At 57.2% G+C, this 11,888-nt stretch carries 14 protein-coding genes; 9 read left to right on the top strand and 5 right to left on the bottom strand.

Going from position 1 to position 11,888, the window contains the following annotated elements; genetic code table 11:
* Nucleotides 1-333 precede the first annotated feature (333 nt).
* The 4 genes from B5E56_RS14005 to B5E56_RS14020 all read left to right on the top strand — a co-directional run bounded on the left by B5E56_RS14005 (nucleotide 334) and on the right by B5E56_RS14020 (nucleotide 4,968).
* Nucleotides 334-741: a hypothetical protein gene (locus B5E56_RS14005; protein ID WP_087391288.1), complete on the top strand. Its 408-nt coding sequence runs from the start codon at nucleotides 334-336 to the stop codon at nucleotides 739-741.
* Nucleotides 742-857: 116 nt separating this feature from the next.
* Nucleotides 858-1,340, top strand: coding sequence for a hypothetical protein (locus B5E56_RS14010; protein WP_087391291.1), 483 nt, complete (start codon nucleotides 858-860; stop codon nucleotides 1,338-1,340).
* A 443-nt stretch (nucleotides 1,341-1,783) separates the two neighbouring features.
* Nucleotides 1,784-3,577 carry a Mu transposase C-terminal domain-containing protein gene (locus B5E56_RS14015; protein ID WP_087391294.1) on the top strand — a complete coding sequence of 598 codons (1,794 nt, stop codon included), beginning with the start codon at nucleotides 1,784-1,786 and terminating at the stop codon, nucleotides 3,575-3,577.
* Nucleotides 3,574-4,968 (top strand): ATP-binding protein, encoded by a 1,395-nt coding sequence (locus tag B5E56_RS14020; RefSeq protein ID WP_087391297.1) that lies wholly within the window; start codon nucleotides 3,574-3,576, stop codon nucleotides 4,966-4,968. Before B5E56_RS14015 ends, B5E56_RS14020 begins: the two co-directional genes overlap by 4 nt.
* A 134-nt stretch (nucleotides 4,969-5,102) precedes the next feature.
* On the opposite strand, the gene B5E56_RS14025 is transcribed toward B5E56_RS14020, so the two are convergent.
* Both B5E56_RS14025 and B5E56_RS14030 read right to left on the bottom strand, forming a co-directional pair.
* Nucleotides 5,103-5,453 (bottom strand): type II toxin-antitoxin system RelE/ParE family toxin, encoded by a 351-nt coding sequence (locus tag B5E56_RS14025; RefSeq protein ID WP_087272296.1) that lies wholly within the window; start codon nucleotides 5,451-5,453, stop codon nucleotides 5,103-5,105.
* A complete protein-coding gene (locus tag B5E56_RS14030) occupies nucleotides 5,440-5,703 on the bottom strand; it encodes a type II toxin-antitoxin system prevent-host-death family antitoxin (RefSeq protein WP_087272293.1) in 264 nt (87 codons plus the stop codon). Before B5E56_RS14030 ends, B5E56_RS14025 begins: the two co-directional genes overlap by 14 nt.
* A gap of 85 nt (nucleotides 5,704-5,788) precedes the next feature.
* Between B5E56_RS14030 and B5E56_RS14035 the strand changes: the two genes are divergently transcribed.
* Entirely contained in the window at nucleotides 5,789-7,027 is a 1,239-nt protein-coding gene (locus B5E56_RS14035; RefSeq protein ID WP_158098742.1) for a TniQ family protein, read from the top strand.
* Nucleotides 7,028-7,111: 84 nt separating this feature from the next.
* The gene (locus B5E56_RS14040; protein ID WP_087391304.1) at nucleotides 7,112-7,636 is read left to right on the top strand and encodes a signal peptidase I; all 525 of its coding nucleotides are present in this window, start codon (nucleotides 7,112-7,114) and stop codon (nucleotides 7,634-7,636) included.
* A 148-nt stretch (nucleotides 7,637-7,784) separates the two neighbouring features.
* Here B5E56_RS14040 and B5E56_RS14045 read toward each other — a convergent pair whose 3' ends face one another.
* Nucleotides 7,785-8,843 carry a DNA primase family protein gene (locus B5E56_RS14045; protein ID WP_087391306.1) on the bottom strand — a complete coding sequence of 353 codons (1,059 nt, stop codon included), beginning with the start codon at nucleotides 8,841-8,843 and terminating at the stop codon, nucleotides 7,785-7,787.
* Here B5E56_RS14045 and B5E56_RS14050 point away from each other — a divergent pair.
* Entirely contained in the window at nucleotides 8,811-9,194 is a 384-nt protein-coding gene (locus B5E56_RS14050; RefSeq protein ID WP_087391309.1) for a hypothetical protein, read from the top strand. The two genes, B5E56_RS14045 and B5E56_RS14050, sit on opposite strands and share 33 nt — an antisense overlap.
* 56 nt (nucleotides 9,195-9,250) lie before the next feature.
* Here B5E56_RS14050 and B5E56_RS14055 read toward each other — a convergent pair whose 3' ends face one another.
* Nucleotides 9,251-9,556, bottom strand: a complete 306-nt coding sequence (locus B5E56_RS14055) for a type II toxin-antitoxin system RelE/ParE family toxin (RefSeq protein WP_158098743.1) — start codon at nucleotides 9,554-9,556, stop codon at nucleotides 9,251-9,253.
* Nucleotides 9,549-9,836, bottom strand: a complete 288-nt coding sequence (locus tag B5E56_RS14060) for a type II toxin-antitoxin system Phd/YefM family antitoxin (protein ID WP_087189560.1) — start codon at nucleotides 9,834-9,836, stop codon at nucleotides 9,549-9,551. Before B5E56_RS14060 ends, B5E56_RS14055 begins: the two co-directional genes overlap by 8 nt.
* 99 nt (nucleotides 9,837-9,935) lie before the next feature.
* Between B5E56_RS14060 and B5E56_RS14065 the strand changes: the two genes are divergently transcribed.
* Together B5E56_RS14065 and B5E56_RS14070 are read left to right on the top strand one after the other, a co-directional pair.
* Complete coding sequence (locus B5E56_RS14065) at nucleotides 9,936-10,922, top strand: hypothetical protein (RefSeq protein WP_087391317.1); 987 nt, start codon at nucleotides 9,936-9,938, stop codon at nucleotides 10,920-10,922.
* Nucleotides 10,923-11,029: 107 nt separating this feature from the next.
* Nucleotides 11,030-11,557, top strand: coding sequence for a hypothetical protein (locus tag B5E56_RS14070; protein WP_087391320.1), 528 nt, complete (start codon nucleotides 11,030-11,032; stop codon nucleotides 11,555-11,557).
* Nucleotides 11,558-11,888: the final 331 nt, after the last annotated feature.

Here is an 11,888-nt window from a genome sequence, read left to right on the forward strand (position 1 = left end):
GGGTGCAGGGGGAGGAAGGGGGTGTGGATGGAAGTGACAAAATTATGGGACAGATGACGAAAATAAAATGGAGGGGAACATAGTGTTTCAAAATAATTCTCTGATTTTTCGGATTTAAGGGATTTAATTTGAAAAAATGGCCTCAAAATTCCAAGTGTTTCCAGAAATACCCCCATTTTTTCAGATTAAATGGGGATTTAATTGAAAAAAACACCTCGAAAATTCCCAGTCCCTTCCAAAACACCTCTATTTTTTCAGATTAAATACGGAGATACAGAAAAAATCGGAAGTAAGTCTGAATTTCATCCAAAAAACAGAGGGGGGTGATTTATCGTGAAGCGGGCCTCGAAGAAGCAACGGGAAATCCGGTTTCACAGCGGAAAGTGCGGGCGCATCATCTGCGTCAACAGCTATGCGGAGCAGGAGTACGCCAAGAGGCTGGAGGCGGATGACCGGGTGGAGAACTACGAGGAGAACTGCTGTCTCGACACGGAGCGGTTCCAACATGTGAACCCCGTAGGCATCCGTGCCGCCTATATGAAGCAGGAATGGAAAACGGATTTTCTGATCCACCACACGGACGGGACCCAGGCTGTCCGGGAGGTAGTGCGGGAGGACGAGTTGACCAAGGCAACCGTGCTGGAACAGCTGGAGTTGTCCCGCCGGTACTGGGAGGCCGTAGGCGTATCAGACTGGCGCGTCGCCCTGTTCCGGGAGGGTGGTGTGACCCACGCTTCCTGACGGCCTGGGAATACAGAGGGAATGGGGCCGACCAAGTTTACCGATGCATCGGCGCAGAGGCCCCCGCCCGTCACCCTGTCATGAACGACTAAATACAAAGAAAGGTTGATGTTGATATGAAAGAGTACATGAGTGAAGAAGCGGCCAAGGTGCTCATAGCACGTTTTGCCGAGAAGCAGTGGGATGAGGACTATCCCTGTCCACGATGTGGCCGTTCTGTAATGGAAAGCGATCCCGTGCGAAACGCCCTGAGCCGCCGGCTCAATGTCTATATATGTGACGAGTGTGGCATGACGGAGGCCCTCGAAGATATGCCGGGCGCCCCCAAGACACCCTTGTCCGCCTGGGCTATTGCAAAGGAACCGGCACGCTGGGGAGTCAGGCCGCCCAAACTGCGGCTTCGGCTTGTGGGCCGTGACAGCTGGAGCCGCCCTGTCTATGAATGTGATGAGGGCAGGTTGTATGTCGATATAGACCCCAGGGCAGACCGCCGGCCGGACATCTACACGAAACAGGGAAACAGTTTTGGCGGAGAGCCCAGCGACCCTATCCCGGATTGGATGGAGGTCGAGTTTATTCCCCGGCGGGACACCTGGTGATCCTCGTCCGTGACGCCGCTCCCCCCCTGCTAATACAGGAAGATGGGGGAGCGGAAGGCCATTTCGCGTCCTGCCGCATGGACCCTGTATTCCCAGGCCCTGCCGCCCGCACCTTGCGGCCAAGCCTTGCCCCACCATGCCTCTGTTAATACAAAAGAAACGAGGCTTGAACTAAGACGGCAGGCGTGGTTTCGTGCTATGTCTGCACCCTTGTCTACTTTTACGCTTTTCTCTTCAAAAAACATCTTATTTATACTTGTTATATTTCTTTATTTCTTTTTTATAAAAAAGTGGAAAAGCAGGCAGAAACACCGTAAGCCATTGTGCCGCAACGGGTTCCGGGTGTCCACTTTTTGCTTCCTTGTCCCATTTTTGTGGACGGGAGCACCCCTGCATCCCACTTTACATCAAACCAAATCCAGAAGAAACGGAGTGTAAAAGCGATGTACCTTGACATCAACGGTGAACAGTTCCGCATCCTGAAGGCAGAGCCACAAGGCGCATGGCTCGTCTCCTGTGACGCTCCGGGGCCGCCCCGCTTCGTGGACCAGCGGGAACTGGACGCCTACCCCCGCGCACCTGCCCCGGAGCCCTGCACCGCAGAGCAGGGGGAAGCGCCGCAGACGGCCGCGGAGCAGGTGCGCATGGCATTGATTCAGCCCCTGCTTGACAACGGGGACTGCGTCAGCGACCCTGCCATTCGCCGCCAGCTTGCGGCAGAGGCGGCGCAGGAGCACGGCACCACCAGCCGGCGCGTCCTGCGGCTCTACTATCAATACATCGCCACCGGGGCCGTGATGAAACACAAGTCCCGGGAGCGCCGTCCGCCGGAGTACGAGAACTACTACAAGCGCGCCATCCAGACCTTCTACTACTCTGCCAAGCGGCCCACCCTGCGGGACACCTACGACCTCATGCTCCATCAATTCTTTACCGACCCGGACGGCCATCTGGCAGACAAGCGCCCCACATGGCCGGCCTTCCGTCACTACTTCTACGACCAGGCATACCACCGCCGCAGTGAGCGGACCATCGCCCGGGACGGCCTCACCAACTACCAGAGAACCGCCCGCCCCCTCACCGGGTCCGCCATGGCATGGAAAGATCACATCGGGGCCTATCAGATGGATGCCACCACAGCGGACATCTACCTTGTTTCCCGCCTGGACCGCACCAAGGTCGTGGGCCGCCCCTATGTCTACCTGGCCGTGGACACCGCCACCCAACTGATTGCGGGGCTCTATGTGGGCTATGAGGCGGGCGAGGAAGCCGTCATGGCCTGCCTTGCCAACGCCGCCATGGACAAGATGGAATACTGCCGGGGCTACGGCATCGACATCGACGCTGCCGACTGGCCCAGCAAAGGGCTCCCGTCTGAGGTCATCACAGACCAGGGCCGGGACTTCCTGGGCGGCCGTATGAAGGAACTGTGCCTCCGCTACGGCGTCACCTGCGAGGCCCTGCCCCCGTTCCGTCCCGACCGAAAGGGACTTGTGGAAAAGATGTTCGATCTGATGCAGGGCCGGTACAAGCCCATCCTGCGGGGCCGGGGTGTTATCGAGGCGGACGCACAGGAGCGGTGGGCGGTGGACTACCGTGCTCAGGCTTCCCTCGACCTGACCCAGTTTACGCAAATCCTTATCCACTGCATCCTCTACCTTAACGGCCGCCGGGTGCTGGACAGTCTCCAGATGTCCCCGGAGATGTTCCAGCAGGGCGTCGCCCCCACCGCCGCCGGCCTGTGGCAGTATTACGCCGCCGCGGGCAAGTCCGCCCTGCTGGAACTGAATCCCCAGGAGGTCTACTACATGAGCCTGCCCCGAAAGACCTGCAAACTGACCCGCAAAGGCATCAGCCACGACCACCTTCTCTACATCAACGGAGGTTTCCTGGCCTCGGAGGAGGGCCAGCGGCAGATCGGACAGAAGGTGTCTATCGCCTACGACGGGCAGAGCGTGAGGGAAATCTATCTGGTGCTGGACGGCGCCTATATCCCCTTCCGCCTCGCCCCGCAGTATGCCGCCTATGACGGCGCAGCCAGGGCGGAGAGCGAGCTGTACTGGAGGGCGGACCGGCGGCACAAGCGGGACTTTCAGAAGCTGGAGGACGAGGGCCGGGTGGAGCTGATCCAGAAGCTGACCGCCATCCGGGACGAGGCCAGACCGGAGGCGGACCGGCGTCAGACCGGCGCGGACATCAAGGCCCACCGGACCCAGGAGAGGAGGAAACACCAGTGAAATATCCAGACTTGCCGGCGGTGGATGCCGTCTACACACCCAATCAGCTCAGCGGCGCACAGCCCAACCCGTTCCTGGAGGCCATGCCGGAGATGCTATCCAAAGAGGCCCTGTTCCGCCGCCTTGCCTGTTCGCCCCCGCCGCCGGACGCCGCCCAACTCAAACCTTCGGACCGCCGGCGGGGTCTCAACGCCCTCTCCTCCGTGTTCATCCCTCTGGACTATATGGCCGTGGTTTACAGCACCCTGTTCTGCGCCATGGAGAGCACCTACACCGCCAGCGCCACCATCGACAGCATCCGCCGGGTACACGCCATCCACCAGGGCGACGGCGCGGCCCTGGCGCAGCTCCCCGTGGCCACCTCCACGGACAGCGGCTCCATCCTCGGTGTACCGGGTATCGGCAAGTCCTCCACCATCCGCCGGTGTCTGCGCCAGATCCCACAGGTCATCCGGCACAGCCAGTATGGAGACAGCAAGCTCTTCTGCAACCAGGTCACATGGCTCATGGTAGAATGCCCCGGTGACTGCTCCGTCAAGACCCTGGCCCTGAACATCATCGAGGCCATCGACCGGGCCATTGGAAGCAGTTACAGCGACCTGAACCAGCGTGTGGCCCGCCTGCCCAGCGCCTCCGTACTGGCTACAAGGGTCAAGATACTCTGTCTGACCCATCATGTGGGCCTCATTGTGATTGATGAAATTCAGAACGCCATCCTCACCGCGTCCCGCAACAAACAGAGCAAGGCCCTCATCAAGTTCCTTGTGGAACTGTCCAACGAGGCGTGCACCAGCATCTATTATGTGGGCACCCCGTCCGCCGAGGACCTGTTTCTGTCCCAGGAGCACTTGAAGCGCCGGACCCGGGGCCTGCGTCTGCTACCCATGCGCCCGGACGGCATCTACCGCGGCTTTCTGCACACCCTGTGGCCGTATCAGTACACCCCGGAGCGCGCCCACTTCACAGACGGACTTATCAATCTGATGTACGACCTGTCCGGCGGCATCCCCGCATACATCGTCAAGGTTTTCTGCGAGGCCCAGGTGCAGGCTCTCCAGGCGGGAGCCGAACGGCTGGACGACAAGCTGATACGCAAGGCCGTGGAGACACTCAACATCGTCGTCCCCAAGACCTACGCCAAGGGGACCTACCTGTCCGACTTCTCCGTGTGCGATACGGATGAGGACGCCGAAACAGACACCGAGGCAGACACGGCAGAGGCCCTGGAGCCGGAACCCGTCCGCCGGCTCTACGCGGTGCCCCGTGGACGGCCCAAGGCCAAGCGGGACAAGCACGACATCCTGACCCTGGCGGCGGCGGGCCAGGACCCGGAAACAGCAGCCGCCGCCCTGGAACAAGCTGGACTCCTGGAGGTGTTCACAGGCGGCTGAATATTCTGCGGGATAGACACAGAAAACCCGCTTGCGCCTGGATAACTGCCTCTCCTGACACAGCGTTGCCGTGCCGTCCAAGGGGCGAGTCACCCTGCAAGCGGGTTTGCTTATTCAGATCATTGGGGCAGTGCCTACATCGGCTGCTCCGGGTTTGCTTCGTCCTTCGCGTCGCCAAAGAGGACGCGCAGATAGTCCCGGCGCCCGTAGAGCACACGGTCCACATAGATGTCGCTGCCGTGTACCCGGTAGAAGGTGAGGTAGCTGCCTGTCACCAGAAAGCGGTAGTCGCTCTCCACATCGGCAATCGAGGACAGAGACGCGCCCAGCTCCGCATGGTTTTCCAGCTGGTCTACATCGTCCATGATGCGGTTCACAATACGCTCCGCCGCAGAAGTGTTTTGCAGGTCGGACGCGATGTAGTCCCATATCTCGTCCAAATCCCGCCGGGACTCTACCGTGTAGTGTATCTTATTTTTCCCCATTAGCCCTCGCACGGAAATGTGCCCTCATGTCCTCCGGTGTCAGCCAGCCTTCGGTTTCCCCGGATTTCCGGCCCTTGGCGAGCTCGTTCATCAGCCGGATGGTGGCCTGGGTCCGCTCATAGTCCTGTATATCCATGATGGCGTACCGGCCCCGGCCATTCTTGGTCAGGAACACCGGAGCGCCTACCGCCACATCGTGCAGAACCTCGGTATAGTTGCGCAGATCGGAGATGGGTTTGATATTCGGCATGGTGCTCAGCCCCCTTCTTATGCTCAGTATATCTCAATCTGCTGTAAAATTCAACATCATTTTTTACTGCTGGGAGTGTTCTTACATGCTTCATTATTTCCCAACACCCTACCCGGATGAGCTCTGGTACAGCGTGATCGCCCGCTACCATACCCACAGCGGCGCCCTGTCCTGGCAGGCCACCATGAAGGCCCTGTTCGGCAATGCCCGCGACGCAGATGTGGGCAGCTTTTTCCCAAACGGAAGTATTCACAAGATTTTGGAACAGCTTCCGCCAGGTTTCCTGTCCGCCCAAGAGGTTGCCCTGCAACACACCCTGCTCCCATTCCTGATGAGGTTTCAGCCCCAGAAGAAAAAAGCCGCCATCCTGGAAGCCTTTCTGGCGGGCGAGGATATGCGGCCCCGGTATCTGCGGGCCACCCGGGACATCAAGCCCCGCTCCCTGCGCTACTGCCCCATCTGCCTCCAGGAGGACACTCAAACCTACGGCGAACCATACTGGCACCGGGAGCACCAGATCGGGCTCATGCCCCTGTGCCCCCGCCACCGCTGCCGCCTCCTGGACAAGCCCATCCCTAACACCCGGCCCTTGGGGGCACAGTATCTGCCACTGGACAGGCAGGATGGGGCAACGCCGGACTATGGGGCGCTGGACTACGAATCAGCCCTGACCGACGCCCTCTGCACCTACCTGACCATGCCCTACGACCTCAGCCCAAACCGGGAGGCCGACAATCTGGCCCGGGCCATGGAGAACGCCGGCCTGCTCAATGAGGACAGCATCCGCAAGCAGGCGTTTGACGTTGATAAGTTACACACCGCCCTGACGGACAAGTATGGAGCCGAACTGGTGAAGCATTACTTTGGCGACCATATCACCAAGGCCCACGCCCTGCGCCTGCGGCACTACATGATATACTCAGCGGAGGAGTATGCTCTGCTGACCGTCATGCTGGGGCAGGGGCCGGAGGTACTGTTCTCCCAGGAGCAAATCCCGTTGACACTGGAGACCCGGATGCGGGAGCTGGCCGCGTCTCATGTGATCCGGGACAAAGCCAGCATCGCCAAGCTGCTTGGCATCCGGGCAGACCGGCTCCTGCCCTACGCAAAACGCTTTGGAATTGCGCCGTTCTGGCCACAGTCCGGGGCGGCAAAAGAAGCTCAGGAGCGGCAAATCTATACCGTGACAATCCATCTGTCCCCGATGGAGAGAGAGGAGTTGGAGGTGTTTATGCGGGCGCAAGGTATGGGGGCCTACTCTCACGCCCTGCGGTATTTTCTCGATACAGGGTTGCGCCGGTGGCGGGAGGATGGCAAATCATAGCGGGAACACTCTTGCAGACCTCTCGCAACTGTACTATGATAGGGTTCACAAACAACATGAAAAATTGAAAGGGGGCGACAAAATATGGACAAGGAACAAATAACCGAGTCCACGCCGACAGTCTGCAAATTTTTCCGGGCCGCAGCGGTTCCCATTCTTGTTTTCCTGGTCATTTATGGATTTTTTTTGCTGTCCGGCTTACGCCTCTGCCCAAATACGACCGGATCAATGGCGCCAACGATACCTGCATACAGCCTGTGCCTTATCGACACCCATGTAGACTATGACAGCCTCCAAGTGGGTGACATCATCGTCTATGACCGGCCGTATGACCACATGCAAGTTGTGCATCGCATCATTGCTATTTTTGACGAAGGCGTTCTGACCAAAGGGGATGCCAACCCGGTAGATGACGGCATCCTGCTCACGGAGGCCGACATCACCGGCGTGTACCTGTGCCACATCCCCGGTGCCGGCCTCGCGGCTAACCTAATCCGAACGCCGGTGGGCATCGTCGTCATCCTGGCCATCGTGGTACTGCTGCTTGTATCAGATGCCCGCCCGCAGAAACGATCAAAAGACGGCAACAACACCCCGAACAGCCAATAGATCACGGTCCAAGAAAAGAGTACGCCCCTGCAGGTATCTCATCACCACAGAGATACTTGCAGGAGCTTTATTTTTTTCTGTGCGCATCGTCGAGCGTACAGTTATTTTCAATTTTATTTATATATATACATTACTATACAGGGCAAAGTTATGCTGTTGCCGCAGGCTCAGAGCCGGCCGCAGGTGCTGGAGCGTCAGGTGCGGTCACGATTATACTGCTATCATCGCTTTTGGGTAAAAGTCTGAAACCGTGTACTATCTTCCCGCTCCTGGTGCGTGTGCGATAGTATCCGCGTGTTTCAAGTGCTGTATAAAAATCCGTCGTACTGCGAGCATATTCGCCGTATTCGCCGCAAAATTCACGGTATCTGGTGTATGTTTCGCCGGATGGAGCCGTGTAGGATGCATCCACTTCGCAACATTCCTCCAGGAAGTGTGCCAGCCAGTTTTGTTCATCCTGGTACTTCTTCACCGCAGCCTGAACCACGGCAGGCGTCTGAAGCCGATAGTCCTTTGCGATTACACGCATGGCGCCCTCGATGATCCATTGAAGAATTGCCTCACCGGCGTTTTCGCATAAAAATTCAGAATAATTCTTGATATCGGAGTTATTTTCAATGGTCGCCTGGAAAGGTATTACCAGCAACCGCCGCCATGTGCCGGTGTCGATTGCGCCAACCTTGGGCAGATGATTCGTACTCAGAACGATTGTGTGGCTCGGTCTGAAAGCTGTCGGCTGCAAGAACTTTTTGGCCGCGTAAATGATGTCAGTTGAGCACAGCTGTTTGACCCGGGAGGTATGCAGCCTCATGCCCTCTTCCAGCTCAGACGCGGTGACCAAGCGCTTGCCCCGTAGCTCTGCTATTTCGGGCTGGGCATTATTATTATTCTTCTGCGTCATCAAAGTTTCGGCGGATAGGCTGCCGGAATAGGTCCCCAGGACCTGGGCGATTGTGTTCCAGTAAGTGCTCTTGCCGTTCCGGCCTTCGCCGTACGCGATGATCAAAAACTCGACGTAAACCCTGCCAATAGCCGATAATCCAACTATTTCTTGCACATAATCAATCAATTCCTGGTCCCCGCAGAAGAATGTGTCCAGTGCATCCAGCCAGAGGTCAATGCCATCCAGCGATGGACTGTAGTTAGTCTGCCGGGTGATGAGGTCAGATGACTTGTGCGGCAGCATCTTGCCGGTCCGCAGGTCCACTGTCCCGGTGGGGGTATTGAGTACCGCGGCTTTACCGTCCTGCTTTGTACCGGCTTACTCTGCTATAAGGCCATACTGAAGGGCTCCGCAGAGCACAGCGTAGAACTTGGGCAGGACGCCAAGGGGAACCTTGTCCGCATCGACCATGTGCTGGACAGGTTGTCCCAGCGCATCCAGGAGACACAGGACGCCATCGAACACACCCTTCAGCAGTGCGAGGCGGCAAAGGCAGAACTGGAGAAGCCGTTTCCACAGGAGGCGGAGCTGGCGGAGAAGTCCGCACGCCTCACGGAACTGGACATCCTGCTCCACATCGGGGACCAGGAGAGTACAGACCGGCTGGCAGGATGAAGCAGGAACGCCCGCACGGGTCAACCGTGCGGGCGTTCCTGACCATGTATCAGAAATTACAGTCCCATGTTCTGCCGGTCCCTGCGGCCATGGAGAAAGCGCCGGATCTCCACCGTGTCCTCCAGCACCGCGTAATACAGGACATACCCTTTCACCGGCACCTTGCGGATTTCATCCCGCATGGGCCGGGTTGTCCGATACAGCTCGTGGGCGTATGGGTACTTGGAGATGCGCTCCACCGTATCGTCCAGTTCATCCAGTAAGTCCTGTGCGGCCTTTGGGGCGTCCAGCTTCCCGGCGATATAGTCCACGGCATCCAGAATGTCCGCTTCCGCCAAAGGAAGGTAGACGATTTTATACATCCTCGTCATCTCCATAGCGGGCCAGACGCCGCCGGGCGTTCTCCATGACTTCGGTGTGGGTCCTGCGCTCTTTGGTCTGCGCGGCCTGGAGCTCGGCTTCTATCAGCTTATCGTAGACACGGCTTTCATACAGGCCGTCCTCATAAGCCTCCATGCTCATGACCACCAGAGACCCCACGCCGTTTTTGGTCAGGAATACGGGCTCCTTGCTGGCCTGCACCTCATGGGTGATTTCCGCAAAATGATTTCTCAGGTCAGATACGGGCCTGATGTTCGGCATATCAACCGCCCCCTTTATCATGATTATATACACAATTTCGCTAACAGTCAATGACAACCGCTGTCAGTGCGATACAAAAATATGAAAGGAGATCGTACAATGTCAAACGCAAAACTGATGACCCCGCTTTTTTACCAGGGGAATTTCAATGCAGACGGAAAGAAGATGCGGGCCATATTGGTGCGCGAAGTGTCCAATGGGACAGACACCTACCGGCTCTGGAGGCGCGACGGCAAACCGGACCGGCAGTACCCCCAAGGGGAGGGGGACGACTATATCCTCTATGTGGAGTTACATGGGTATCTTGCTTCGCTCCGTACGACTGACTTCTATCTGATTGACCGCTGTGGCTTTCCGTCCGCAGTTACAGCCCTATACGGGGACGAAGACCAGCGGGAGCAATATTTTGACGGCCTGCGCTGGTCTGGGGGCGATGAAGCGGTGCTGGAGGCTTTGAAGCGGGAAGAAGATAAGATACAGGAACTTGGGCGCGATCCGGCCCATCAGGCCGACTACATCAAGGCAATCCTGGACAAACATGTTTCCACCTACCGCGCTGCTAAACAAAATGGCGGCGAGACCTTCCCGGATTTTGTCGGTGCTCTCATGCTGGGAGAACTCTTGGAATGCCGTGAACTGTCTGCGATTTATCAAGGTAAGAGCCGGGAGAGGGAACAAAAGCGCAGAGCCAAAGCAGTTGCGGAGGACCAAGCGTATTGTGAAGAACGCAACCGGCTGGCCGAACAGCAGGTGCAGGACGCCATTCGCACTATCCGGGAGGGCGGCGTGCTTCAAAATGACACCGTAGAGTTTTATCGGAGCCGGCATGATTCCAGCGTGTGCTCCATCGTCCTCTGCCTGATGAGGCGGTATCAGGTGGACGTGCCCCTCCGCACCCAAGGGTGGATAAACAACAAGCTGGCCGCTGCCACGATTGCGGACGGCCGGTGTTCTCATCTGCGGTTCTGGGGGCGCAAGCGTGACAGGGCTTCCCGGCGGTTCGTGGACTGTATGAATAAACTGACCCGCGCTGTCCTTGCCGAACAAGAAAATGTGTGCGGCACCCCTGGACCGCCTCCCCCCTGACATGAGAGCGTGGGAGCGTGTGTGTCAGTCGGTGCCGGTCATGTACCATACTTTTTCATTTTAGTGTTTATTTTCAGGTTTAAGGAATACATGGGAAAGGTACAGAAATGACTGTCACAGACCTGCACAGCAAGGCCAGCCGTATGAGAAGCCGGGAGCCGGTAGGCTTCCGGCTTCTCATAGAGGAACAGCTCAAGCCGATTCAATTCGCATATTTTGATACAGGGAAAGCCATAGGGGTGTTGCGTCAGCACATTCTGGAAGAAATCATATACCGCAATCATAACTGCTCACAAACGAAACTAGACCATTACATTCGGAGCAGATTGCAGCAATACTTCAGCCGGGCTGCCCTTCTGATTGCGGAGTGTCTGGAAGAATACTATCGCACAAACGAGTTAATTGTCCACGAGTACATAAAAACAATTGGAAATTTACAGGAGCGACATATTCAGCAGGTGCTTGTCACAGAAGAAGCTGTTTCCGTCCTCCTGAAAGAAGTTCGGTGTGTCCAGAACCCAGAGCATGAGATGTACCAATCGTGGCTTCAAGAGAAAACTCGCCAGGAATGGCTTGTCCATGTGCAGGCACTCCAAAAAGCACTTGAACACGCCTTTGACCCATCTGCAAAATAGGCCCATATACCTGACAGTTTTCTATTGCGTACCAAGATTAAGGTGTGCTATACTCAGGTCAGACTTACTTCCAAACACTCTGACCTAATCCCCTGAAAAACGGCGGCTTGTCCGCCAAGTTTGACCCCAAACATGAGCGAGAGTGCGTTGGAAAAAATCCGACGCACCCTCGCTTTTTCATCCCCTGACGCCGCAAAGCTGTTTCTGAAAATGGTTCAGATTTTGGCCCAGTTTCGGCGCTGCTCAGCTGTAATGGAGCAAGATCGTCGCAAACTCTGTTCCATGGCTGGTGCATGGCCCCGGGGGATGGAGGGGGTGCAGGGGGAGGAAG

The organism is Flavonifractor sp. An112 (genome assembly GCF_002161085.1).
GTDB classification, from domain to species: domain Bacteria; phylum Bacillota; class Clostridia; order Oscillospirales; family Oscillospiraceae; genus Flavonifractor; species Flavonifractor avicola.